Here is a 22,959-nt window from a genome sequence, read left to right on the forward strand (position 1 = left end):
TCGCGTCGTACGGGACTCCGGTCAGACCGAGCGGAACGCGAGCGTCACGTTGTGGCCGCCGAAGCCGAAGGAGTTGTTGATCGCCGAGATCGGGCCGTCGACGGGCAGCTTGCGCGGCTCGCCGCGCACGATGTCCGCGTCGATGTCGTCGTCCAGCTCGGTGACGTTGATCGTCGGCGGGGCGATCCGGTGGTACAGCGCCAGGACGGTCGCGACCGTCTCGATGCCGCCCGCGCCACCCAGCAGGTGACCGGTCATCGACTTGGTCGCGGAGATCGCGATGTGGTCGAGGTCGTCGCCCAGGACCTTGCGCAGGGCCTTCAGCTCGGCCGTGTCGCCCTGCGGGGTCGACGTGGCGTGCGCGTTCAGGTGCACCAGCTCGGACGGGTCCAGGTTGGTGTTGTCGAGCAGGTTCTGCACCGCCGCCGCCACGCCGCGGCCCGTGGGCTCCGGCTGCGCGATGTGGTGGCTGTCCGCGGACAGGCCCTGGCCCAGCACCTCGCAGTAGACGCGGGCGCCGCGCTTCGCGGCGTGCTCCGCGGACTCCAGCACCACGACGCCCGCGCCCTCGCCGAGGACGAAGCCGTCACGGCCCTTGTCGTACGGACGGGAGGCGCCGGTCGGGTCCTCGTTGTTCTTCGACATCGCCATCATGTTGGCGAACGCGGCGATGGGCAGCGGGTGGATCGCCGCCTCCGTGCCGCCCGCGACGACCACGTCGGCACGGCCCGTACGGATCATCTCGACGGCGTAGCCGATGGCCTCGGCGCCCGACGCGCACGCGCTGACCGGGGTGTGCACACCGGCGCGGGCGTTGACCTCAAGACCGACGTTGGCCGACGGGCCGTTCGGCATGAGCATGGGGACGGTGTGCGGGGAGACCCGGCGCACACCCTTTTCCTTCAGTACGTCGTACTGGTCGAGCAGGGTGGTGACGCCGCCGATGCCGGAGGCGATCACGGTGCCCAGACGCTCGGGAACGATCGAGTCGTCCTCGCCCGCCGGAGCGGTGTAGCCGGCGTCGGCCCAGGCCTCACGGGCGGCGATGACGGCGAACTGCGCCGAACGGTCGAGCTTGCGGGCCAGGGGGCGGGGCAGTACCTCGCTCGGATCCACGGCTGCCTGCGCGGCGATGCGGACCGGGAGTTCGGCGAACCGCTCGCCCTCCAGGGGCGTGACACCGGACCGGCCGGCGAGCAGGCCTTCCCAGGTCGAAGCGCTGTCGCCACCCAGCGGAGTGGTTGCGCCGATACCGGTGACGACCACGGTGCGATTGGTCGGGCTCACAGGAATTCTTTCTCCACGTCTCAGGGGGTGCTGAATTGTCACGGCGCCACCGCCAGGTGGCGACAAACGCTCGGCAGGCTTTAGGCCTGGTTCTTCAGGATGTAGTCCGCGGCGTCGCCGACCGTCTTGAGGTTCTTGACGTCCTCGTCCGGGATCTTGACGTCGAAGCGCTCTTCGGCGGCGACGACGACCTCGACCATGGACAGGGAGTCGACGTCCAGGTCGTCGGTGAAGGACTTGTCGAGCTGGACGTCCTCCTGCGGGATACCGGCGATCTCGTTGACGATCTCGGCGAGACCTTCGACGATCTCTTCCTGGGTGGCGGCCATGTGGCGCTCCTTCTATAGCTGAATGGGTTGATCAGGGGCGGAACGGATTCCGACCCTAGGGGAGGGTAACGACCGTCGCGGCGTAGACGAGTCCCGCCCCGAAGCCGATGACGAGCGCGGTGTCGCCGCTCTTCGCCGCTCCGGTCGCCAGGAGCCGCTCCATAGCGAGCGGAATCGAGGCGGCCGACGTGTTGCCGGTGGTTTCCACGTCACGGGCGACCGTGACGTGTTCCGGCAGCTTCAGAGTCTTCACCATCGAGTCGATGATCCGCATGTTCGCCTGGTGCGGAATGAAGACGTCCAGGTCTTCCGCGGTGATCCCGGCGGCGTCGAGCGCCTGCTGGGCCACCTTGGCCATCTCGAAGACGGCCCAGCGGAAGACCGCCTGACCCTCCTGCGTGATGGCCGGGAACTTCTCCCCGCCGCCCTTGCCGAGGTACTCGTCCCACGGCACGGTCTGCTTGATGGTCTCGGACTTGTCGCCCTCCGAACCCCACACCGTGGGGCCGATGGCCGGTTCGTCCGACGGACCCACCACCACGGCGCCCGCACCGTCACCGAACAGGAAGGCCGTCGCGCGGTCCTCCAGGTCGGTCAGGTCCGAGAGCCGCTCCACGCCGATGACGAGGACGTACTGGGCGGATCCCTCGACCACCATGCCCTTGGCGAGGGTCAGGCCGTAGCCGAAACCGGCACAGCCCGCGGAGATGTCGAACGCGGCGGGCTTCACAGCACCGACGCGGTGCGCGATCTCCGTCGCCACGGCCGGCGTCTGCTTGAAGTGCGAGACCGTCGAGACGATCACGGCGCCGATCTGCTCCGGAGCGATCCCGGCATCGGCCAGCGCCTTCCCGGACGCCTCCACCGACATCTGGGCGACCGTCTCGTGCGGGCCGGCCCAGTGCCGCGTGGCGATGCCGGACCGGGACCGGATCCACTCGTCGGACGAGTCGATCGTCTCCAGGATGACCTCGTTGGGCACCACACGGGTCGGACGGTAGCCGCCGACACCCAGGATGCGGGCGTACGGGGAGCCCTTGGCCGGCTTGATCTTGGACATGCTGTGTGGGCTCCTTCTCTCAGGCCGCGTGCTCGGCGAGGAGCGCCGCGGCCTTTTCGAGATCGTCCGGCGTCTTCAGGGCCACGCTCGGCACACCCTTGAGGGCGCGCTTGGCGAGACCCGTCAGCGTGCCACCGGGGCACAGCTCGACGATCCCGGAAACGCCCAGCGAGGCGAACGTCTCCATGCACAGGTCCCAGCGGACCGGGTTCGCGACCTGGCCGACCAGGCGGGCGACGACGTCGGCGCCCGAATCGATGACGAGGCCGTCCCTGTTCGACACGTACTTCAGGACCGGGTCGGCCGGCGTGAGGGCCTGGGCGGCCTTCTCCAGCTCGGCGACCGCGGGGGCCATGTGGTGCGTGTGGAATGCGCCCGCGACCTTGAGGGCGACGACCTTCATGGAGCCTTCGGGCTTCTCGTCCACCAGGGCGGCGATCTGCTCGACGGTACCGGCGGCCACGATCTGGCCCGCTCCGTTGATGTTGGCCGGGGTCAACCCCAGCTTCTCCAGATGTGCGACCACCACGTCCTGGTCGCCGCCGAGGACGGCGGCCATGCCGGTCTCGGTGACGGCGGCCGCGTCGGCCATGCCCAGACCGCGGGTCCGGACGAACGACAGCGCGTCCGCGTCGGACAGTACGCCCGCGACCGCGGCCGCGGTGATCTCGCCGACGCTGTGGCCCGCCACGGCACCGAAGGCCGAGGACGCGCCGAGCGCGGAAGCGGACAGCAGACCCGCTGCGACGAGCAGCGGCTGTGCCACGGCCGTGTCGCGGATCTCGTCCGCGTCGGCCTTCGTGCCGTAGTGGGCAAGGTCGAGCCCGATGGCGTCCGACCAGCCGGCGACGCGGTCTGCGGCACCGGGGAGTTCGAGCCAGGGAGTCAGGAAGCCGGGCGTCTGAGCGCCTTGGCCTGGAGCGACGAGTACGAGCACCCTCACACTCTCTCTTGTGGATGGTCCCCGCCGCCCGTGGGGACAGGGACGAAGAACCGTCGGGGTAATTGTTGATGTCCGACAAAAGTCTAGGACTGCGGATCCCCGTCGGCCAGACGCCCCAGGATCAGGGCGATTCGCAGTGTGAACGCCGAGCGGACATCGGACGGTGACCATCCGGTGACGTCGGTCACACGTCGGAGCCGGTAGCGCACCGTGTTGGGGTGCACGAACAGCATCCGCGCGGCCCCCTCCAGGCTGCTCGCCTGCTCCAGATAGACGCTCAGCGTCTCCAGGAGGGCGGAGCCCGCCTCCTCCAGCGGTCTGTAGATCTCCTCCACCAGCTGCTCCCTGGCCGAGGGATCCGACGCGATCGCGCGTTCCGGCAGGAGATCGTCCGCCAGGACCGGTCGAGGAGCGTCCTGCCACGCCGTGCAGGCCTTCAGGCCGGCCGCCGCAGCCTGGGCGGACTTCGTCGCGTTCAACAGGTCCGGGACCACCGGCCCCGCCACCACCGCACCGGCCGCGAACGGCCCGATCAGCGACTTCGCCACCTGCATCGGGTTGTCGCTGCCACCCGCGATCACCACGAGACGGTCGCCGAGCACCCCGGTGAGCACCTGCAACTTGTGGTGGCGGGCCGCACGCCGGATCGCCTCGACCGTCAGCTCGCTGTCACCGTCCGGCGCGGTGCCCAGCACCACGCACACGTGCTCCGGCGAGTTCCAGCCGAGCGCGGCGGCCCGGGACAGGGCGCCCTCGTCCGCCTCGCCCGACAGCACGGCGTTCACGACGAGGGACTCCAGACGGGCGTCCCACGCCCCGCGCGCCTCGGCGGCCTGCGCGTACACCTGGGCGGTCGCGAAGGCGATCTCCCGGGCGTACACCAGCAGGGCCTCGCGCAGGATCGACTCGTCGCCGGGGGCCGCGACCTCGTCGATCGCGGTCTCCATGACCTCGATCGTCGTCCGCACCATCTCGACGGTCTGACGCAAGGTGATCGCCCGGGTCAGCTCCCGCGGAGCCGTCCCGAACACGTCGGTGGAGATCGCCTGCGGCGTCTCGGGGTGCCGGAACCACTCCGTGAACGCGGCGATGCCGGCCTGGGCCACCAGACCGATCCACGAGCGGTTCTCCGGCGGCATCGCCCGGTACCACGGAAGGGTCTCGTCCATGCGCGCGATGGCGTTGGCGGCGAGCCGGCCGGACGACTTCTCCAGCCGGCGCAGCGTCGCGGCGTGCGGATGGGCCGGATGCGCGGGACGGGTGTCGGGTGACTGCTCACGTTCGGGTTGGGGCACGGGACAAGACTGCCTTATCAGCGCCCCGGCGCGGACTCCGGTCCCGCGCCCCGTCCCACCCCTCGGGCTACGGTGGCCCCCATGATTGATGTACGCCGAGCCGCCGACCGGTACGCCGGAGGGGATCCGGGCGCCGGGATCACCACCGGGCACGCCTTCTCCTTCGGGTCCTTCTACGACCCGGACAACATCCGCTTCGGCCCGGTGCTCGCCTGCAACGAGGAGCGCCTCGCGCCCGGCGCGGGTTTCGACGAGCACCCCCACAGCAACACCGAGATCGTCACCTGGGTGATCGAGGGCGAGCTCACGCACCGGGACGGCGTCACCGGCGACACGGGCCTGGTGCGGCCCGGTGACGTACAGCGGCTCGGCGCCGCTTCCGGGGCCCGGCACGTGGAGCGCAACGACGGGGCCGCACCGCTGAGGTTCGTGCAGACGTGGCTGGCGCCGCTCACCGCCGGCGGGGAACCCTCGTACGAGCTGGTGCGCGGCCTGGCGGACGGCACCCCGTACGAGGTACCGGCGGCCGGGGCGGTGCTGCACGTCCGGCGGCCGGCCGCGGGCCAGCGGGTACCCGTACCGGACGCGGAGCGGGTCTACCTGCACGTCGTACGGGGGGACCTGCGCCTCGACGGGGAGGAGCTGGGCCCCGGGGACTCGGCGCGGATCACCGCCGAGAAGGGCCTGGAGGTCACCGCGGGCTCCCCGGGGGAGCTGCTGATCTGGGAGCTGCCGCTGTGACGGCGCGGACCTGACGAGGTGAGAAGGGGACGGCCTAGCCGCGCAGCTCGGCGAGGACCGCGTCGGTGAACGGGGTCCAGGCCTCCGCGGCCCACGGGCCGAAGGCGCGGTCCGTCAGCGCGACGCACGCGGCGCGGGCGTCCGGGTCCACCCACAGGAAGGTGCCGGACTGGCCGAAGTGGCCGAAGGTGCGCGGCGAGGAGTGCAGGCCGGTCCAGTGCGGGGACTTGCCGTCGCGGATCTCCAGGCCGAGGCCCCAGTCGTTGGGCGACTGGTGCCCGTAGCCGGGCAGGACGCCCTTGAGGCCGGGGTGGACCACGGAGGTGGCCTCGGCGACCGTGCGCACGTCCAGCAGGCGCGGTGCCTGGAGCTCGGCGGCGAAGCGCACCAGATCGGAGACGGTGGAGACGCCGTCCTTCGCGGGCGAGCCCTCCAGGGCGGAGGAGGTCATGCCCAGCGGCTCGAACACGGCCTGGTGCAGGTACTCGGCGAAGGGGATCCCCGTCGCCTTCGCGATGTGATCGCCGAGCAGCTCGAAACCGGCGTTGGAGTACAGCCGGCGCTGTCCGGGCGGGGCCATCACGCGGTGTTCGTCGAAGGCCAGTCCGCTGGTGTGCGCGAGGAGGTGACGGACCGTCGACCCCTCGGGACCGGCCGGCTCGGCCAGCTCGATCGCGCCCTCCTCATACGCGACGAGGGCGGCGTACGCGGTGAGCGGCTTGGTGACCGAGGCGAGCGGGAAGCGCCGGTCGAGGGGCCCGTGCGAGCCGGCGAGGCCGCCGTCGGCGCGCACGACCGCGGCCGCGGCGGTCGGTACCGGCCAGGTGTCGATGATCCGCAGGCTGTCCATGCCGCTACCGGTCCCCGTGCTCGCCGTGCTCTCCGCGCTGTCCATGCGGCCGAGCCTACTTGCTTGGAGTGCACTCCAAGGTTTTAGCGTGGGGGCATGAGCCTGACGCAGACGCGGTACACGATCAGCGAGGTCGAGGCCCGGACGGGTCTGACCCAGCACACGCTGCGCTGGTACGAGCGGATCGGTCTGATGCCGCACGTGGACCGCTCCCACTCGGGGCAGCGTCGGTTCAGCGAGCGGGACCTCGACTGGCTGTCCTTCGTGGGCAAGCTGCGGGCCACCGGCATGTCGGTGGCGGACATGGTCCGGTACGCGGAACTGGTCCGCGAGGGCGAGCACACCGTCGAGCAGCGCCGTGAGCTGCTGGAACGCACCCGTACCGAGGTGCGGTCGCGGATCACGGAGCTGACGGACGCCCTCGCCGTACTGGATTTCAAGATCGGGATGTACGAGATGAGAACGATCGCGGGGAAGGCGGGGTCATGACGCGGAACCAGTACGAACACGAGCGGCACTTCACCATCGAGCGGACCGAACTGGGCAAGGGCGGCCCGGTCGTCGGCGTCCAGGGCCTGGGCTGCATGGGCATGAGCGAGTTCTACGGGGACACCGACGAGGCGGCGGCCCGGGCGACCCTCGACGCGGCGCTGGACGCCGGCGTCACGCTCTTCGACACGGCGGACGTCTACGGGCGCGGCGCCAACGAGGAGTTCCTCGCGCCCTTCGTGGCCGCGCACCGGGACCGGATCACCCTCGCCACGAAGTTCGGCATCGAGCGCACCGACGCCCCCCATTACCGGGGCGTCCGCAACGACCGGGCGTACGTCCGCCGGGCCGTCGAGGACAGCCTGGGGCGGCTCGGCACGGACGTGATCGACCTCTACTACATGCACCGCCGGGACCCGGCCGTGCCGCTCGCCGAATCGGTGGGCGCCATGGCCGATCTGGTGCGGGAGGGGAAGGTGCGTCACCTGGGGCTCAGCGAGGTCACGGGGGCGGAGCTGCGCGAGGCGTACGCCGTGCATCCCATCGCGGCGCTCCAGTCGGAGTGGTCGCTGTTCAGCCGGGACGTCGAGCGCAGCGCGGTGGGCGCGGCGGCGGAGCTGGGGGTGGCCTTCGTCCCGTACTCCCCGCTGGGGCGCGGCTTCCTGACGGGCGCCTTCGCGGACGCCTCGGTGGAGCTGTCGGCCGGGGACTACCGCCGGTACCAGCCGCGGTTCACCGGCGACAACGCCCGGACGAACGCGGAGCTGCTGGCCCCGGTCCGCCGGATCGCGACGGCGCACGGCGTCACGCCGGCGCAGGTCGCGCTGGCGTGGGTGCAGCAACGGGCGGCGGTGCACGGTCTGACGGTGGTCCCGATCCCGGGGACGCGGCGGCCCGGTCGGGTCGTGGAGAACGCGGCGGCGACCCGGATCACGCTGACCCCGCAGGAGCTGGCCCTGTTGGAGCCGGTCGCGGCGGGCGTCGCGGGCGACCGCTACCCGGACATGAGCTCCACCTCGGCGGCCCGCGAGGCCTGACCCCGCGCCGCCCCGAGCCGCGGAGCCGCCGAGCGAGGAGCCGCCGGCGGCGGGGCCCCGATCAGGAGGGCGTGAAGCGCGCGCGGAGCGCCGAGTACTCGGCGTCCGTGAGGAGGCCCGCTCCGTGGAGTTCCGTCAGGTGGCGCAGGCGGTCGTCCTCGGAGGGGCCGGCCGACGGGACGGAGGCGACGGGGGTGCGTGCGCCCAGGGCCGCGAGGACGGCCGCGGCGAAGGGCAGCGATTCGTGGACGGCTCCGTAGCCGACGCCGAAGACGGCGGCCGCGAGGTCGTGGTCGGGTCGGGCGTCGGTCGTGGTGTCGCGCGGGACGAGCCGCAGGTGGCCGCCGCCCGGGCGGTCGGGGGAGGTCCACTCGACGCCGGTGACGGAGGTCAACGGGTAGCGCTGGTCGCCGGCCTTCCATTTGGTGCTGGTCGCGCCGGTGCGGGACCACTGGAAGGTCACGGTGGTCCCGTCGAAGCCCACGCGGGCGTCGTAGGCCTTGAGTTGGAGAGGCGGCTCGGGCACGTCGACGAGGAACCGGTCGGCGGGTCGGTCGGCGTCCGGGTCGAGGCGTGCGCGGAGGGCGTGCGCGAAGGCGTCGGCGTCGGCCGCCCGGTCGCGGGGCAGGACGAGGCGGTAGGGGTCGCAGGCGTCCTTGAGCTGCCCGGCGGCCGCTTCCATCAGCGGATCGGCGCCGGGCCGCGGTTCGGCGCGCAGGATCACCGTGTCTCTTCGGCCTGCGGTCACGTTCGCCCCGGACAGCGCTTCGAGGGGGATCCTGCGCGGGCCCAGCGCGTGCCAGAGCCGTGGCGTCCGCATCCCCCGTGCGAAGCGGATGAGCACCGAGTCCGAGTCGAACTCCCAGACGGCATGATTTCCGGCCAGTACGTCACCCATGCGGCACATCGTAAAGGGACGCGGCCCCGCGCGTCTGCCTTGCCGGGGGGCCAGCTTTTTCCGGGGTTCTGCCGGTGAGGGGCGGGACGGGTGCTCGTCCCTCCCCGTCAGTCACCCTCCGTGCCGGAAATTCCGCGGCGGCAGTCGTCACCGTCGCCCACACAGGCGACGGAACCGAATGCGCCGGTTCCGATCCGGGCGAAGTTGTCGAGCGAGGTGGTACCTGGCTCGAAATAGCCGGTGTGGCTCTTGGCGCCCGCCGAGGACAGCACCCGCGCGCCGAACTCCGGGGAGACCGGGTCCGCCCCGTGCCCCAGCCCGCCGAGCTCCAGGTGCGGTACGTCCTCGATCCAGTCGCCCTCGTCGCGCATGGCCCACACCCGGGCGTTCGTGTGCAGCTCGGTGACGTTCCCGGCGCGCATGCCGGGGCTGCCGGCGACCACCACGTCCGTCACCCGGCGGGGCAGCTCGTGGGCGGCGACCCCGCACACCACGGACCCGTAGCTGTGGCAGAACAGGGCCACCCCGGCGTCGCCGGGCAGGGCGGCGGCCAGGGACCGCAGGCGGGCGGCGCCCTGGACGGCGAGCCGGCCCGTGGCGGCGTCCACGCCGACGCCGGTGGGCGCGGTGTAGCCGGCCCAGGCGATGACGGCGGTCGCGCTGTCGGGCGCCGCCGCGCGCTCGGCCTCGTACAGGGAACGGGCCATGCCGGCGGGGGCGGTGAGACGGCGCTGGGTGCGTTCGAAGGTGACGGCGTCGGTGTCCACGCCGGGCACGATCACCGAGACCCGGCGGGCCCGGTCGAGGTCGCCGAAGACCTCGGCGACGAGGCCGCCGCCGGTGGGGTCGAAGGTGAGGATCTGGCGGCCCGGGTCGGCGAGCGACGCGAAGCGGTGCGCGCGCCGGAGGGCCGTGGCCCGGTCGGCCGGGGTGAGGGCGACGTCGTGGGCGCGCTCCTGCTCGATGCCCTCGGCCCGTTCCAGGGAGATGCGGTTGGCCTCGTAGCGCAGGTGGGCGGGGGTCCCGTCGAGGTTGCCGACGACGAGGGGGTAGCCGGTGGTGAGCCGGGCCCGCTGAGCCCCGTCCAGGCCTGCGAAGAAGCGGGCCACCGTCCGTACGGGCGCGTCCGCGGGCGGTACGGCCCGGCCGTCGATCCGGGCCACGGCCCACGCGGCGAGCGCGGCGGCCCGCGGCGGGGTGCCCGCCTCGGGGCGGTGCACGGCGGTCCAGCCGGTGGTGGCGAGCATGACGAGGACGACCGCGAGCGCGAGCAGGGTGCGCAGGGCGGCGACGGGGCGCGCGGGTACCGCGGCGGCGGTGGAGGGGGCGGGGCCGGACAGTTTCACTGGAGTCAGACTAAAAGACCGCCGGAGCCCCCGGCGCGCCAGGTGATGGGGCTCACGGCCGGTCGTCGCCGTCCGGCGGAGCGTTCCGCGACGGAGAGTCGCGGTCCCTCGACCGGGGTCGCGGGGCCGACGCCCGCCCGTCGGGGACGGTTCCCGGGGGCGGCCGCCGGAGGCCGTCGGCCCGCTCAGCCGGGGTCGGCGGGGGTGCGGCGCCAGTCCGCGGCGAGCGCCGGGCCGATCTGGTCGAGGTAGGCCTCGGTCATCCGCCGGATGGCGTCCACGCTGGCGTCCTCGCCCTGGCCCCACAGCCGCCCGGTGACGCGCATCACGCCGCAGAAGGCGGCGACGGCCACCCGGGGCCGGGGATCGGCGTCCACGTCGAGGCCCTCGCGGCCGGCGATCAGCCGGGCGATCTCCTCCTCCAGCTCGGTGGAGCGCCGCAGGTGGACGGCGAGCAGCGCGGGAGTGGACTCGATCAGCTGGTAGCCGCGCATGTACAGGTCCACGGGGACCACCTCGGAGATGGCCTCCTCGACGGTGTCCCAGGCGGCGAGGACCGCGCGGTGCATCGCCGTGAGGGGTCCCTCGGCGGCGGGCCGGGCCCGCAGTTCGGCCACGAAGTGCGACTCGACCAGGTCCTGGACGGCGAAGGCGACCTCCTCCTTGTTCGCGAAGTAGCGGAAGAAGGTGCGCTGGGAGACGTCGACGGCGGCGGTGATCTCGTCGACCGTGGTCCGTTCGTAGCCCTGGGAGATGAAGAGGAGGAGCGCGGCGCGCAGCAGCGCGTCCCGGGTGCGCCGCTTCTTGCGCTCGCGCAGTCCGGCCGCTGCCGGGGCGGCCGGCGCGGGCCGCAGATCGGTCATCACCTCGGGGGTCCCTTCTGACGCAGAGTGAGCGGTCAGGGTACCTGTGACCCACGCGACAAAGATGGCCCCGTTGAGCCGTTTGTGAAGTGTCAGTCGCTGTCACTAGCCTGTTCGCATGACTAGTCAGATCACCGTCCACGACCAGGTGCCGGGCAAGGAACCCGCCCCGGCGCAGGACCGGTCCGGGCTTCGCGGCCATCCGTGGCTCACTCTGTTCGCCGTGGCGATCGGCGTCATGATGGTCACCCTGGACGGCACGATCGTCGCCGTCGCCAACCCCGAGATCCAGAAGGACCTGGGCGCCAGCCTCGCCGAGGTCCAGTGGATAACCAACGGCTACCTGCTGGCCCTCGCGGTCTCCCTGATCACCGCGGGGAAGCTCGGCGACCGCTTCGGGCACCGCCAGACCTTCCTCATCGGCATCGCCGGCTTCGCGGTCTCCTCGGCCGCGATCGGCCTGTCGACCGGTGTGGGCCTCGTCATCGGCTTCCGCGTCGCGCAGGGCCTCTTCGGCGCCCTGCTGATGCCCGCCGCCCTCGGCCTGCTCCGCGCCACCTTCCCCGCCGAGAAGCTCAACATGGCCATCGGCATCTGGGGCATGGTGATCGGCGCCTCGACCGCCGCCGGACCCATCGTCGGAGGCCTGCTCGTCGAGCACGTGAGCTGGCAGTCCGTCTTCTTCATCAACGTGCCCGTCGGCATCGTCGCGCTGGCCTTCGGCCTGTTCATCCTGCTCGACCACCGGGCCGAGAACGCGCCGCGCTCCTTCGACCTCCCCGGCATCGTGCTGCTGTCGGTCGCGATGTTCTCCCTGATCTGGGCGCTGATCAAGGCCGCCGAGTGGGGTTGGGGCGACTCGAAGACCCTGCTGTTCCTCGCCGCGTCCGTGATCTGCTTCGTGCTCTTCACCGTGTGGGAGTCGAAGGTCTCCGAGCCGCTGATCCCCCTGGGCATGTTCCGCTCGCTGCCGCTGTCCGCGGGCACGGTCCTCATGGTCCTGATGGCCTTCGCCTTCATGGGCGGCCTGTTCTTCGTCACCTTCTACCTGCAGAACGTGCACGGCATGAGTCCGGTCGACAGCGGCCTGCACCTGCTGCCGCTGACCGGCATGATGATCATCGGCTCGCCGTTGGCGGGCGCCGCCATCACCAAGGTCGGCCCGCGCGTGCCGCTCGTCGCCGGGATGGTCGCCACCGCCGCCGCCTGCTTCGGGATGGCGCGGCTCACCCCCGACACGGGCACCCTCACCATGTCCCTGTGGTTCGCCCTCCTCGGCCTCGGCCTCGCCCCGGTGATGGTCGGCGCCACCGAGGTCATCGTCGGCAACGCCCCGCTGGAGCTCTCCGGCGTGGCCGGCGGGCTCCAGCAGGCCGCCATGCAGGTCGGCGGCAGCCTCGGCACCGCCGTCCTCGGAGCGGTCATGGCTGCCGAGGTCGGTGACACGTTCGGGGACAAGTGGGCGGCGGCGCAGCTGCCGCCGCTCGCCCCCGCGGACCTCGAACTCGCCGAGAAGGGCGTCCAGGTCGGCCTCGCGCCCGTCCCGGAGGGCGCTCCCGAGCAGGTCGCCCAGGCCATCAGTGCCGTCGCGCACGACACCTTCGTGTCCGGCATGAGCACGGCGTTCACCGTCGCCGGGGTGGTCGCGGTCCTCGCCGCGGTCGTCGCCTGCTTCACCAAGCGCGGCGCCAACGCCGAGGCGGGGGCGGGCGCGGCCCACATCTGACGGACCCCACCCGCCGTTACGGCCGGGTCAACCCCGCGCGTACGACAGCCCCGCCGGACGGTTCCGGCGGGGCTGTCGCCTATCCGGGTGGACCCGCCCGCGGCCCCTTCCGTACCGGCGTCTTCGCAGGTCAGCGTGGTGGCGACGAAGTCCTCGGAAACGGTCCGGGGGCTGCGCGTCCACCAAGGAGCTGATCCGTCATGCGTACGTGGAGCACCGCACGCGTCACCGCACTCGCCGCCACCGTCCTGGCCGCCACCGCCTTCGTCCCGGGGACGGCCGGCCGCGCACACGCCGCCGGCCCGCCGCCGTACGCGGCCTGCGCCACGGGCCAGCTGTGCCTGTGGGCCAAACCGGACTTCAAGGGAGCCCGGCAGAGCCACGAACTGAGCACCCTGGACGTCAACAGCTGCACCGCCGTGCCGGCCGGCACCACCGCCCAGTCCCTCGTCAACCGGACCGGCCGCCCCGTGACCACCTACCAGTCGGCCGAGTGCGCCGAGACCGGGGAGTTCCAGACCTACCCGGGCGACGGCGTCCTGCTGCCCCAGTCGCCCTACCAGGTACGGGCGTTCAAGGTCTGGGAAGGGTAGACCCGGCCGGCACCGCGGCGCTCTCCGACGTCCGCGACGGCGGTACGTCACCCCCGCCGGCCGCGCCGGCCGGCGGGGCCGGCGCGCAAGGGCCCAGCCGGGCGACCTCGGCGCGCAGCGCCCGCACCTCGTCCTGGAGTTCGCGCACGGCCGCCAGCTGGAGCCGCTCCACCTGATCGTCGCGCTCGAAGCGGGCGATGAACCAGGCGGCGATGTTGGCGGTCACCACACCGAGCAGGGCGATCCCCGACAGCATCAGCCCCACGGCCAGCACCCGGCCGAGCCCGGTCGTGGGGGAGTGGTCGCCGTAACCCACCGTCGTCATGGTGGTGAAGGACCACCACACCGCGTCGCCCAGGTTCTTGATGTTGCCCTCGGGGGCGTCCCGCTCCACGCTCAGCACGGCCAGCGACCCGAACATCAGCAGGCCCACCACCGAGCCGGCCACGTACGTCGTCAGCTGGACCTGCGGCGCCATCCGCGCCCGCCGGCCCACCAGCATCAACGTCGACACCAGCCGCAGCAGCCGCAGCGGCTGGATCAGCGGCAGCAGCACCGCCGCGAGGTCGAGCCAGTGCGTCCGGACGAAGGCCTTCCGGGCCGGTGACAGGCCGAGCCGCACCAGGTAGTCGGCGGCGAACGCCGCCCACACCACCCACTCGGTGATCGTGCACAGCCGGTGCACGCGGTCCTCGGCGTCCGGGACCACGATCGGAACGGCGTACGCGACGGCGAACGCCACGGCCAGGAAGAGCAGCGGGGTCTGGCTCCGCCGCTCCCACAGCAGCAGGCGGGAGGTTTCCTTCATGACGGGCATCGTAGGGACCGGGCACGACGACGACGGCCCCCGGGGGAGTCCCCGGGGGCCGTCGCCTCACCTCACCGACCGGCCGTCAGGCGTCGCCGCCCGCGGCACCCGGGTCGGCGGCCGCCACGTCCAGGAGCTGGTAGCGGTCGATCGCCTGCTTCAGCACCGAACGGTCGATCTTGTTCTCCTTGGCCAGCTCGGTCAGCACCGAGAGGACCACCGACTGCGCGTCGATGTGGAAGAAGCGCCGCGCCGCGCCCCGGGTGTCCGCGAAACCGAAGCCGTCCGCGCCCAGCGAGGTGTACGGCCCCGGCACCCACCGCGAGATCTGGTCCGGCACCGCGCGCATCCAGTCCGAGACCGCCACGAACGGCCCCTCGGCACCCGACAGCTTCCGCGTCACGTACGGGACGCGCTGCTCCTCCTCCGGGTGGAGCAGGTTGTGCTCCTCCACCGCGACGGCCTCGCGGCGCAGCTCGTTCCAGGAGGTCGCCGACCAGACGTCCGCCTTCACGCCCCACTCGGCGCCCAGGATCCGCTGCGCCTCCAGGGCCCACGGCACGGCCACGCCCGAGGCCATGATCTGCGCCCCGATCGTCCCGGAGGAGCCCCGCGACACCCGGTGGATGCCCTTGAGGATCCCGTCGACGTCCACGTCCGCCGGCTCGGCCGGGTGCTGGATCGGCTCGTTGTAGACGGTCAGGTAGTAGAAGACGTCCTCGCCGGGCTCGTTCGTCTCGGTCGGCCCGTACATGCGCCGCAGACCGTCCTTGACGATGTGCGCGATCTCGTACCCGTACGCCGGGTCGTACGCGACGCAACCCGGGTTGGTCGACGCCAGCAGCTGGGAGTGACCGTCGGCGTGCTGGAGGCCCTCACCCGTGAGGGTGGTCCGGCCGGCGGTCGCGCCCAGCACGAAACCGCGCGCCAGCTGGTCCGCCATCTGCCAGAACTGGTCACCGGTGCGCTGGAAACCGAACATCGAGTAGAAGACGTAGACCGGGATCAGCGGCTCGCCGTGCGTCGCGTACGCGGAACCCGCGGCGATCAGCGACGCCGTGCAGCCGGCCTCCGAGATGCCGTCGTGCAGCATCTGGCCGGTCGGCGACTCCTTGTACGCCAGCAGCAGCTCGCGGTCGACCGCCTCGTACTGCTGCCCCAGCGGGTTGTAGATCTTGGCGCTCGGGAAGAACGCGTCCATGCCGAAGGTGCGGTACTCGTCGGGCGCGATCAGCACGAAGCGCTTGCCGATCTCCTTGTCCCGCATCAGGTCCTTCAGGATGCGGACGAAGGCCATCGTCGTGGCGATCGACTGCTGCCCGGAGCCCTTCTTCGCGGCCGCGTAGGTCTTCTCGTCCGGCAGCTGGAGGGGCTTGGCGCGCACCACGCGGGTCGGCACGTAACCGCCGTGCGCGCTGCGCTGGTCGTGCATGTACTGGATCTCCGGGGAGTTGCGGCCCGGGTGGTAGTACGGCGGGGCGCCGCCCTCCAGCTGCTTGTCCGTGACCGGGATGTGCAGCCGGTCACGGAAGCGCTTGAGGTCGTCGACCGTCAGCTTCTTCATCTGGTGGGTGGCGTTGCGGCCCTCGAAGTTCGGGCCCAGCGTCCAACCCTTGACCGTCTGCGCCAGGATCACCGTCGGCTGGCCCTTGTGGGCCTTGGCCGCCGCGTAGGCCGCGTAGACCTTCTTGTGGTCGTGACCACCGCGGCCCAGGTGCTGGATCTGCTGGTCGCTCATGTTCTCGACCATCGCGCGGAGCCGCTGGTCACCGCCGAAGAAGTGCTCGCGGATGTACGCGCCGGACTCCGTCGCGTACGTCTGGAACTGACCGTCCGGCGTCGAGTTCATCTTGTTGACCAGGATGCCGTCGCGGTCCTGGGCCAGCAGCGGGTCCCAGGACCGGTCCCAGATCAGCTTGATGACGTTCCAGCCGGCACCCCGGAAGATCGACTCCAGCTCCTGGATGATCTTCCCGTTGCCGCGCACCGGACCGTCGAGGCGCTGCAGGTTGCAGTTGACGACGAAGGTCAGGTTGTCCAGGCCCTCGCGGGCGGCGATCGACAGCTGGCCGAGCGACTCCGGCTCGTCCATCTCGCCGTCGCCCAGGTACGCCCACACGTGGGACTTGGAGGTGTCCGCGATCCCGCGCGCCTCCATGTACCGGTTCATCCGCGCCTGGTAGATCGCACCGAGCGGACCGAGACCCATGGAGACCGTCGGGAACTCCCAGAAGTCCGGCATCAGCCGCGGGTGCGGATAGCTGGACAGGCCATACGGGGCCTTCGACTTCTCCTGCCGGAACGCGTCGAGCTGCTGCTCGGAGAGCCGGTCCAGGAGGTAGGCGCGCGCGTAGATGCCCGGGGAGGCATGGCCCTGGAAGAAGATCTGGTCGCCGCCGTCGCCCTCGTCCTTGCCCCGGAAGAAGTGGTTGAAGCCCACGTCGTAGAGGGAGGCGGAGGAGGCGAAGGTGGCGATGTGCCCGCCGACGCCGATCCCGGGACGCTGGGCGCGCGACACCATGACGGCCGCGTTCCACCGGGTGGCGTTGAGGACCTTGCGCTCGATCTCCTCGTTGCCGGGGAAGAACGGCTCGTCCTTGGTGGCGATGGTGTTGACGTAGTCCGAGCTGCGCATCTCCGGCACGGCCACGCGCTTCTCGCGGGCCCGCTCGATCAGCCGCAGCATCAGGTAACGGGCACGCTCACGGCCCCGCTCGTCGACTGCGGCGTCCAGGGAGTCGAGCCACTCCTGCGTCTCCTCCGGATCGAAGTCCGGGACCTGACTCGGCAGGCCGCCAATGATGATCGGATTGCGATCGGATGCGGAAGCCACGCTGTTCCTTCGCTGTCGGGGGAGTCGTGCCTTGGGTCGCCGCCTCCCATGGTCTTACGCTCGACCGAAATCTTCACCTCTACCACTGGGTAACACCTGGAGCGGCGAAGGAGCGGACAAGCGGGCAGGTCCACCTCGCAACCTTACGCCCAGGTCGATCATCGGGTTCGTAAGGTCGTTCGTCCCTCAAACAGGTAGGAAAGTCCTCCTGCGATGCCGAATGAGCTGGAATGGTGTGGGATGAATCACCAGGGGCGTATGAGGGAAGCCTGAAAGTTGCGGCGAGACGGCCGCAATCGTCACCGTTTCGACGGTCTCGGCGGCCGGGTACTTGCGCGATCCGCCGCGCCCGTGTGGACTACGCCCAATGCTGCGCGTACGCGCGCCGCCGAAAGACATTCACCGAACATGAGCAGGAGGCACACCGTGAGCGCGACCGCGGACCACGCGGAGAGCCCGGTCACTCGACTTGGCTTCCAGTCCGAACAGGTGGTCCAGGAGATCGGCTACGACGACGACGTCGATCAGGATTTCCGTGACGCCGTTGAGAAGCACGTCAGCGAACTCGTCGATGAGGATTACGACGACGAGGTCGACGCCGTGATCCTCTGGTTCCGGGAAGAGGACGGTGACCTGACGGATGCGCTGGTCGATGCCATCGAACTGGTCGATGAGAACTCCGTCGTCCTGCTGCTGACCCCCAAGACGGGCCGTGACGGCTTCGTGCAGGCCAGCGACATCAGCGAGGCCGTCGAGACCGCCGGCCTGTCCCAGGCGAAGCCCGTCAAGGTGGGCGACGACTGGACGGCCGTCAAGCTGACGACCCCGAAGGCCGCCGCCAAGAAGCGCTGAGCCGACCCCCCCGCAGACGAGCGGACCCGCCCCGCCGACCCGGATCACCCCGAGGTCGGCGGGGCGCGGTCGTTTTCGGGGGCGCACGCGCCCGCCCGGACGGGCCGGTCACCCCATAGGCTGACCCCCGGGACCGGCGGGCTCTCACCCGAACGGTCCAAAGCGCACGTGCGGGAATGCAGGAATGCAGAAACGAAGGGATACGAGAGATGGCCATCGAGGTCGGCGACAAGGCTCCGGACTTCGAGCTCAAGGACAACCACGGTGCCACCGTGCGGCTCTCCGACTTCCGGGGCGAGAAGGCAGTGGTGCTGCTCTTCTACCCGTTCGCCTTCACCGGCGTCTGCACCGGCGAACTGTGCGAGCTGCGCGACCGCCTGCCCCGCTTCCAGAACGACGAGGTCCAGCTCCTCGCCGTCTCGAACGACTCCGTGCCGACCCTGAGGGTCTTCGGCGAGCAGGAGAACCTCGACTACCCCCTGCTGTCCGACTTCTGGCCGCACGGGGAGACCTCCCGCGCCTACGGGGTCTTCGACGAGGACAAGGGCTGTGCCGTCCGCGGCACCTTCATCATCGACAAGGACGGCGTCGTGCGGTGGACCGTGGTCAACGGACTGCCCGACGCGCGTGACCTGAACGAGTACATCAAGGCCCTCGACAGCCTCTGATGCCCTCGGGCAGATTCCGTACCAAAACCGTGTACGAACGGGAACCCGTCACTAGGATCAGAACGTTGATCCGGTAGCAACCGCACGACGGGGCCCCGCCCCAGACACATACCCAATGGAGGACCCGTGGGAGTCAGCCTCAGCAAGGGCGGCAACGTCTCGCTGACCAAGGCCGCGCCTAACCTGACGGCGGTCATCGTCGGTCTGGGCTGGGATGCTCGCACCACCACCGGTGTCGACTTCGACCTCGACGCCAGCGCGATCCTGACCAACGACCAGGGCAAGGTCGCCAGCGACTCGAACTTCGTGTTCTTCAACAACCTGAAGAGCCCGGACGGCTCGGTCGAGCACACCGGTGACAACACCACCGGTGAGGGCGAGGGCGACGACGAGGCCATCAAGGTCAACCTCGCCGGCGTACCCGCCGATGTCGCCAAGATCGTCTTCCCCGTCTCGATCTACGAGGCCGAGGGTCGGCAGCAGAGCTTCGGTCAGGTCCGCAACGCGTACATCCGCGTCGTGAACCAGGCCGACAACACCGAGCTCGCCCGCTACGACCTCTCCGAGGACGCCTCGACCGAGACCGCCATGGTCTTCGGCGAGCTCTACCGCAACGGCGCGGAGTGGAAGTTCCGTGCCATCGGCCAGGGTTACGCCTCGGGCCTGCGCGGCATCGCGCAGGACTTCGGCGTCAACGTCTGAGCCAACAGCAGTCAGTCAGTCCGGCGCCGTGCACTGTGTGTACGGCGCCGGACCGGCTTTGCCACCACATCACGTCGTCCGGGGAGGACCACATCATGGGCGTCACACTCGCCAAGGGGGGCAACGTATCCCTGTCCAAGGCCGCACCGAACCTGACCCGGGTTCTGGTGGGACTGGGATGGGACGCGCGCTCGACCACGGGGGCCGACTTCGACCTCGATGCCAGCGCGCTGCTGTGCAACAGCGGCCGGGTGCTCGGGGACGCGTACTTCATCTTCTACAACAACCTCAAGAGCCCTGAGGGCTCCGTCGAGCACACCGGCGACAACCTCACGGGCGAGGGCGAGGGCGACGACGAGTCGATCATCATCGACCTCACCAAGGTTCCGGCCAACGTGGACAAGATCGTCTTCCCGGTGTCGATCCACGACGCGGACGCCCGCCGGCAGAGCTTCGGCCAGATCAGCAACGCGTTCATCCGCGTCGTCAACATGGCGGACGACCAGGAGTTGGCCCGCTACGACCTGACCGAGGACGCCTCCTCCGAGACCGCGATGATCTTCGGCGAGGTCTACCGGTACGGCGGCGAATGGAAGTTCAGGGCCGTAGGGCAGGGGTACGCGTCGGGCCTGCGCGGCATCGCTCTAGACTTCGGGGTCAACGTTTCGTAAAGCCGTACAAGACGATGGGGTGCCAGTGGTTCTCAAAACCTTCGGCTGGTCGTTCGCAATCACTGCGCTCGGTCTGGTCGCAGCTGTGTTCTACGGGGGGTGGCAGGCCTTCGGAATCGTGGCGATCCTGTCGATCATGGAGATCTCGCTGTCGTTCGACAACGCGGTGGTCAATGCCGGAATCCTGAAGAAGATGAATGCCTTCTGGCAGAAGATCTTCCTCACGATCGGCATCCTGATCGCCGTGTTCGGCATGCGCCTGGTCTTCCCCGTCGTCATCGTCGCGATCAGCGCCAAGATCGGGCCGATCGAGGCGGTCGACCTCGCACTGTCCGACAAGGACCAGTACCAGCAACTCGTCACGGACGCCCACCCGTCCATCGCCGCCTTCGGCGGCATGTTCCTCCTGATGATCTTCCTCGACTTCATTTTCGAGGACCGTGACATCAAGTGGCTCGCCTGGCTGGAGCGTCCGCTCGCCAAGCTCGGCAAGATCGACATGCTGTCCGCGTGCATCGCGCTGATCATCCTCGCCGTCACGGCGATGACCTTCGCCACCAACGCCCACCAGCACGGCGGCGCACACGTCGACAAGGCGCAGACCGTCCTGATCTCCGGGGTCCTCGGTCTGATCACCTACATGATCGTGGGCGGTCTCTCCGGCTACTTCGAGAACAAGTTGGAGGAGGAGGAGGAAGCCGAGCACGAGGCGGAGGAAGAGGCCAAGCGCACCGGCAAGCCCGTCTCGGCCGTGGCCATGGCCGGCAAGGCCGCCTTCTTCATGTTCCTCTACCTCGAAGTCCTCGACGCCTCCTTCTCCTTCGACGGGGTCATCGGCGCCTTCGCCATCACCAACGACATCGTGCTGATGGCCCTCGGCCTCGGCGTCGGTGCCATGTACGTCCGTTCGCTGACGGTCTACCTGGTCCGCCAGGGCACCCTCGACGACTACGTCTACCTGGAGCACGGCGCCCACTACGCCATCGGCGCGCTGGCCGTCATCCTGCTCATCACCATCCAGTACGAGATCAACGAGTTCATCACCGGCCTCGTCGGTGTCGTGCTCATCGGCTGGTCCTTCTGGTCCTCCGTGCGCCGCAACAAGCGCCTGGAACTGGAGGAGGGTGCCGCAGCCGAGGCATGACCCCGGTGACAATGCGGAACGCTCCTGTTGCGGGGCGGCCGGTCGGGTCCACGGACCCGGCGGGCCGCCCCGCTTCCGTACGTGTGAGGGGTTCGTACTCGTGATGAAGCAGGGGGGCAGGGGACCATGGGGTTCTTCGACGGGATCAGGGGCGCGCGTGCCATGGGGTTCGATTCGGGGCACGCCTCGTCGAACGCCATCGAACTGACGAAACGACATCCGACGGTGTCGCTCACCAAGCAGCAGGCGGTCCACGGCAACCTGCGCGTCAACCTCTCCTGGCGGATGCGCACCTCCGACTTCGGCGGCCGCTCCGGACAGAGCGGGCAACTGCTGCGGCACCCGTTCAAGCTGTTCAAGCCCGACATGGTGCAGGCCCACACCCAGGGCATGGTCAACGTCGACCTCGACATGGGTTGTCTGTACGAGCTGACCGACGGCACCCGCGGCGCGGTGCAGCCGCTCGGGAACCTCCTCGGCGACCTCAACGATCCGCCGTACGTGAAGCTCAGCGGCGACGACCGGTTCGGCTCGGCCTCGGGAGAGACGCTCTACATCAACCTCGACCACGCCGAGGACATCAAGCGGCTGCTGGTCTTCGTCTACATCTACGACCAGACCCCGGCCTTCGACCGGACGCACGCCCTGGTCACCCTCTACCCGGTCACCGGGCCGAGGATCGAGATCCCGCTGGAGGAACGGCATCCGCAGGCACGCTCCTGCGCCGTCCTGTCCGTGGAGAACGTCAAGGGCGAGCTGATCGTCCGCCGTGAGGTGAAGTTCGTCTACGGGTTCCAGGCCGAGCTGGACCGCCTCTACGGCTGGGGGCTCCAGTGGGGGCGGGGGTACAAGAGCACCAAGAGCTGACGGGCCGACCCGGGCCGCACCCCGCACCCGCCGGCCCCGTGAGCGGGGCCGCGGGAGGCGGGGCGGGGGCGTGGGGCGACGGGCCGCGTCAGCGGCGGATGAACTGGGGGCCCTGCACCGGCAGCCGGAACGACGGGTCGCCGCCCGGGGTCGGCACCGGGGCCGGGGACACCGGCTGCGGGTACCCGTACGCCGGCTGGACCGCGGGCGGGGCCTGCGTCGGCGGGGCCGGGACCGGCGGGCGCATGGCGGCCGTCTGCTCCGCGGTGGGCCCGGTGCCCGCCGCGGAGGCGCCCTCGGCCGCCGGGGACTCCTCGGAGCCCCCCTCGGCGGCGTTCTCGTCCACGGAGATCCCGTGGTCGGTCGCCAGCCCGACCAGTCCGTCGGAGTAGCCCTCGCCGAGCGCGCGGAACTTCCAGCCGTCGCCCCTGCGGTACAGCTCGCCGCAGATCAGCGCGGTCTCGGCGCCCGTCTCCGGCCGCACGTCGAAGTGGGCCAGCGGTTCGGGGCCGGCGCTCGCCGTCGCGTCGTAGAGCAGGATCCGCAGGTCGTGGACCCGCTGGAAGGGGACGTCCTCGGCCGAGGCCACCACCAGGATCCGGTCCACCGCGGCGGGGACGGCGCGCAGGTCGGCCTGGACGGCGTCCGTGAATCCGTCGCCCAGCTGCTTCTTGCCCAGCCGCCACACGGCCCCCGAAGGGTGCCGGGGCTGGTTGTAGAACACGAAGTCCTCGTCCGAGCGCACACGCCCGTCCGCGCCCACGAGCAGCGCCGAGGCGTCCACGTCCGGCACCTCGGGCCCCGTGGACCAGCGCAACACCGCCCGGACCGCGACGGCGGCCACCGGGATGTTCGAGCCCTTCTGCATCGTGTGCGTCATGCCCGTCATCCTGCCCTCCCGGGCACGACCGGGACAATGCGGCCCCCCGTAGGGCCTTGTACCGAACGTGCGAGCTG

The 22,959-nt window shown here is 70.7% G+C and carries 23 protein-coding genes; 11 read left to right on the plus strand and 12 right to left on the minus strand.

The window, feature by feature from the left end; genetic code table 11:
- Positions 1 to 21 precede the first annotated feature (21 nt).
- The 5 genes from fabF to ACFVS6_RS30755 all read right to left on the minus strand — a co-directional run bounded on the left by fabF (position 22) and on the right by ACFVS6_RS30755 (position 4,914).
- Positions 22 to 1,287 carry a beta-ketoacyl-ACP synthase II gene (fabF, locus tag ACFVS6_RS30735; protein WP_389708961.1) on the minus strand — a complete coding sequence of 422 codons (1,266 nt, stop codon included), beginning with the start codon at positions 1,285 to 1,287 and terminating at the stop codon, positions 22 to 24.
- A gap of 80 nt (positions 1,288 to 1,367) precedes the next feature.
- Positions 1,368 to 1,616: an acyl carrier protein gene (locus tag ACFVS6_RS30740; protein ID WP_281206279.1), complete on the minus strand. Its 249-nt coding sequence runs from the start codon at positions 1,614 to 1,616 to the stop codon at positions 1,368 to 1,370.
- Positions 1,617 to 1,671: 55 nt separating this feature from the next.
- Positions 1,672 to 2,676 (minus strand): ketoacyl-ACP synthase III, encoded by a 1,005-nt coding sequence (locus tag ACFVS6_RS30745; RefSeq protein WP_389708963.1) that lies wholly within the window; start codon positions 2,674 to 2,676, stop codon positions 1,672 to 1,674.
- A 19-nt stretch (positions 2,677 to 2,695) separates the two neighbouring features.
- Entirely contained in the window at positions 2,696 to 3,613 is a 918-nt protein-coding gene (locus tag ACFVS6_RS30750; protein ID WP_383999671.1) for an ACP S-malonyltransferase, read from the minus strand.
- Between the two features lie 89 nt (positions 3,614 to 3,702).
- Complete coding sequence (locus ACFVS6_RS30755) at positions 3,703 to 4,914, minus strand: CdaR family transcriptional regulator (RefSeq protein ID WP_281206276.1); 1,212 nt, start codon at positions 4,912 to 4,914, stop codon at positions 3,703 to 3,705.
- Positions 4,915 to 4,995: 81 nt separating this feature from the next.
- Between ACFVS6_RS30755 and ACFVS6_RS30760 the strand changes: the two genes are divergently transcribed.
- Positions 4,996 to 5,655, plus strand: a complete 660-nt coding sequence (locus ACFVS6_RS30760) for a pirin family protein (protein WP_389708965.1) — start codon at positions 4,996 to 4,998, stop codon at positions 5,653 to 5,655.
- A 34-nt stretch (positions 5,656 to 5,689) separates the two neighbouring features.
- Here ACFVS6_RS30760 and ACFVS6_RS30765 read toward each other — a convergent pair whose 3' ends face one another.
- Positions 5,690 to 6,505: a serine hydrolase domain-containing protein gene (locus ACFVS6_RS30765; RefSeq protein ID WP_389709062.1), complete on the minus strand. Its 816-nt coding sequence runs from the start codon at positions 6,503 to 6,505 to the stop codon at positions 5,690 to 5,692.
- A 96-nt stretch (positions 6,506 to 6,601) separates the two neighbouring features.
- Here ACFVS6_RS30765 and ACFVS6_RS30770 point away from each other — a divergent pair, with 96 nt between their 5' ends.
- On the plus strand, positions 6,602 to 6,994 hold the full coding sequence (locus ACFVS6_RS30770; RefSeq protein WP_389708967.1) for a MerR family transcriptional regulator: 393 nt from the start codon (positions 6,602 to 6,604) through the stop codon (positions 6,992 to 6,994).
- Complete coding sequence (locus ACFVS6_RS30775; protein WP_389708969.1) at positions 6,991 to 8,031, plus strand: aldo/keto reductase; 1,041 nt, start codon at positions 6,991 to 6,993, stop codon at positions 8,029 to 8,031. Before ACFVS6_RS30770 ends, ACFVS6_RS30775 begins: the two co-directional genes overlap by 4 nt.
- Positions 8,032 to 8,092: 61 nt before the next feature.
- Here ACFVS6_RS30775 and ACFVS6_RS30780 read toward each other — a convergent pair whose 3' ends face one another.
- The 3 genes from ACFVS6_RS30780 to ACFVS6_RS30790 form a co-directional block, all read right to left on the minus strand.
- Entirely contained in the window at positions 8,093 to 8,938 is an 846-nt protein-coding gene (locus ACFVS6_RS30780; RefSeq protein WP_389708971.1) for a DUF4429 domain-containing protein, read from the minus strand.
- Positions 8,939 to 9,036: 98 nt separating this feature from the next.
- Positions 9,037 to 10,176: an alpha/beta hydrolase gene (locus ACFVS6_RS30785; protein ID WP_389709064.1), complete on the minus strand. Its 1,140-nt coding sequence runs from the start codon at positions 10,174 to 10,176 to the stop codon at positions 9,037 to 9,039.
- Positions 10,177 to 10,460: 284 nt separating this feature from the next.
- Complete coding sequence (locus tag ACFVS6_RS30790; RefSeq protein ID WP_389708973.1) at positions 10,461 to 11,138, minus strand: TetR/AcrR family transcriptional regulator; 678 nt, start codon at positions 11,136 to 11,138, stop codon at positions 10,461 to 10,463.
- Between the two features lie 118 nt (positions 11,139 to 11,256).
- Here ACFVS6_RS30790 and ACFVS6_RS30795 point away from each other — a divergent pair, with 118 nt between their 5' ends.
- A complete protein-coding gene (locus ACFVS6_RS30795) occupies positions 11,257 to 12,864 on the plus strand; it encodes an MFS transporter (protein ID WP_389708975.1) in 1,608 nt (535 codons plus the stop codon).
- 200 nt (positions 12,865 to 13,064) lie between these two features.
- Entirely contained in the window at positions 13,065 to 13,457 is a 393-nt protein-coding gene (locus ACFVS6_RS30800; protein WP_389708977.1) for a peptidase inhibitor family I36 protein, read from the plus strand.
- On the opposite strand, the gene ACFVS6_RS30805 is transcribed toward ACFVS6_RS30800, so the two are convergent.
- Positions 13,438 to 14,265: a potassium channel family protein gene (locus ACFVS6_RS30805; protein ID WP_389708979.1), complete on the minus strand. Its 828-nt coding sequence runs from the start codon at positions 14,263 to 14,265 to the stop codon at positions 13,438 to 13,440. The genes ACFVS6_RS30800 and ACFVS6_RS30805 overlap by 20 nt on opposite strands.
- Positions 14,266 to 14,350: 85 nt before the next feature.
- On the minus strand, positions 14,351 to 17,098 hold the full coding sequence (gene aceE, locus ACFVS6_RS30810; protein ID WP_389708981.1) for a pyruvate dehydrogenase (acetyl-transferring), homodimeric type: 2,748 nt from the start codon (positions 17,096 to 17,098) through the stop codon (positions 14,351 to 14,353).
- Between the two features lie 426 nt (positions 17,099 to 17,524).
- Here aceE and ACFVS6_RS30815 point away from each other — a divergent pair, with 426 nt between their 5' ends.
- The 6 genes from ACFVS6_RS30815 (at position 17,525) to ACFVS6_RS30840 (ending at position 22,002) form a co-directional block, all read left to right on the plus strand.
- The gene (locus tag ACFVS6_RS30815) at positions 17,525 to 17,950 is read left to right on the plus strand and encodes a DUF3052 domain-containing protein (protein WP_281206266.1); all 426 of its coding nucleotides are present in this window, start codon (positions 17,525 to 17,527) and stop codon (positions 17,948 to 17,950) included.
- Between the two features lie 209 nt (positions 17,951 to 18,159).
- Complete coding sequence (locus ACFVS6_RS30820) at positions 18,160 to 18,618, plus strand: peroxiredoxin (protein WP_385572275.1); 459 nt, start codon at positions 18,160 to 18,162, stop codon at positions 18,616 to 18,618.
- Positions 18,619 to 18,744: 126 nt separating this feature from the next.
- The gene (locus ACFVS6_RS30825; RefSeq protein ID WP_281206264.1) at positions 18,745 to 19,320 is read left to right on the plus strand and encodes a TerD family protein; all 576 of its coding nucleotides are present in this window, start codon (positions 18,745 to 18,747) and stop codon (positions 19,318 to 19,320) included.
- Positions 19,321 to 19,415: 95 nt separating this feature from the next.
- Entirely contained in the window at positions 19,416 to 19,991 is a 576-nt protein-coding gene (locus ACFVS6_RS30830) for a TerD family protein (RefSeq protein ID WP_362878215.1), read from the plus strand.
- A gap of 25 nt (positions 19,992 to 20,016) precedes the next feature.
- Positions 20,017 to 21,135 carry a DUF475 domain-containing protein gene (locus ACFVS6_RS30835; RefSeq protein ID WP_389708984.1) on the plus strand — a complete coding sequence of 373 codons (1,119 nt, stop codon included), beginning with the start codon at positions 20,017 to 20,019 and terminating at the stop codon, positions 21,133 to 21,135.
- 126 nt (positions 21,136 to 21,261) lie between these two features.
- Positions 21,262 to 22,002 (plus strand): Tellurium resistance, encoded by a 741-nt coding sequence (locus tag ACFVS6_RS30840; protein WP_389708986.1) that lies wholly within the window; start codon positions 21,262 to 21,264, stop codon positions 22,000 to 22,002.
- A gap of 88 nt (positions 22,003 to 22,090) precedes the next feature.
- On the opposite strand, the gene ACFVS6_RS30845 is transcribed toward ACFVS6_RS30840, so the two are convergent.
- A complete protein-coding gene (locus tag ACFVS6_RS30845) occupies positions 22,091 to 22,882 on the minus strand; it encodes a TerD family protein (RefSeq protein WP_389708988.1) in 792 nt (263 codons plus the stop codon).
- Positions 22,883 to 22,959: the final 77 nt, after the last annotated feature.

The sequence above is a fragment of the Streptomyces sp. NPDC057939 genome, assembly GCF_042887545.1.
GTDB lineage: Bacteria > Actinomycetota > Actinomycetes > Streptomycetales > Streptomycetaceae > Streptomyces.

Bases quoted from the DNA above. Each gene is read 5' to 3' on its own strand.
- ACFVS6_RS30840 (WP_389708986.1), top strand. From the start codon at position 21,262: ATGGGGTTCTTCGACGGGATCAGGGGCGCGCGTGCCATGGGGTTCGAT.
- ACFVS6_RS30745 (WP_389708963.1), bottom strand. From the start codon at position 2,676: ATGTCCAAGATCAAGCCGGCCAAGGGCTCCCCGTACGCCCGCATCCTG.
- ACFVS6_RS30830 (WP_362878215.1), top strand. From the start codon at position 19,416: ATGGGCGTCACACTCGCCAAGGGGGGCAACGTATCCCTGTCCAAGGCC.
- ACFVS6_RS30780 (WP_389708971.1), bottom strand. From the start codon at position 8,938: ATGTGCCGCATGGGTGACGTACTGGCCGGAAATCATGCCGTCTGGGAG.
- ACFVS6_RS30795 (WP_389708975.1), top strand. From the start codon at position 11,257: ATGACTAGTCAGATCACCGTCCACGACCAGGTGCCGGGCAAGGAACCC.
- ACFVS6_RS30765 (WP_389709062.1), bottom strand. From the start codon at position 6,505: ATGGACAGCCTGCGGATCATCGACACCTGGCCGGTACCGACCGCCGCG.
- ACFVS6_RS30845 (WP_389708988.1), bottom strand. From the start codon at position 22,882: ATGACGCACACGATGCAGAAGGGCTCGAACATCCCGGTGGCCGCCGTC.
- ACFVS6_RS30820 (WP_385572275.1), top strand. From the start codon at position 18,160: ATGGCCATCGAGGTCGGCGACAAGGCTCCGGACTTCGAGCTCAAGGAC.
- ACFVS6_RS30740 (WP_281206279.1), bottom strand. From the start codon at position 1,616: ATGGCCGCCACCCAGGAAGAGATCGTCGAAGGTCTCGCCGAGATCGTC.
- ACFVS6_RS30805 (WP_389708979.1), bottom strand. From the start codon at position 14,265: ATGAAGGAAACCTCCCGCCTGCTGCTGTGGGAGCGGCGGAGCCAGACC.
- ACFVS6_RS30790 (WP_389708973.1), bottom strand. From the start codon at position 11,138: ATGACCGATCTGCGGCCCGCGCCGGCCGCCCCGGCAGCGGCCGGACTG.
- ACFVS6_RS30785 (WP_389709064.1), bottom strand. From the start codon at position 10,176: ATGCTCGCCACCACCGGCTGGACCGCCGTGCACCGCCCCGAGGCGGGC.
- ACFVS6_RS30760 (WP_389708965.1), top strand. From the start codon at position 4,996: ATGATTGATGTACGCCGAGCCGCCGACCGGTACGCCGGAGGGGATCCG.
- ACFVS6_RS30775 (WP_389708969.1), top strand. From the start codon at position 6,991: ATGACGCGGAACCAGTACGAACACGAGCGGCACTTCACCATCGAGCGG.
- ACFVS6_RS30770 (WP_389708967.1), top strand. From the start codon at position 6,602: ATGAGCCTGACGCAGACGCGGTACACGATCAGCGAGGTCGAGGCCCGG.
- ACFVS6_RS30800 (WP_389708977.1), top strand. From the start codon at position 13,065: ATGCGTACGTGGAGCACCGCACGCGTCACCGCACTCGCCGCCACCGTC.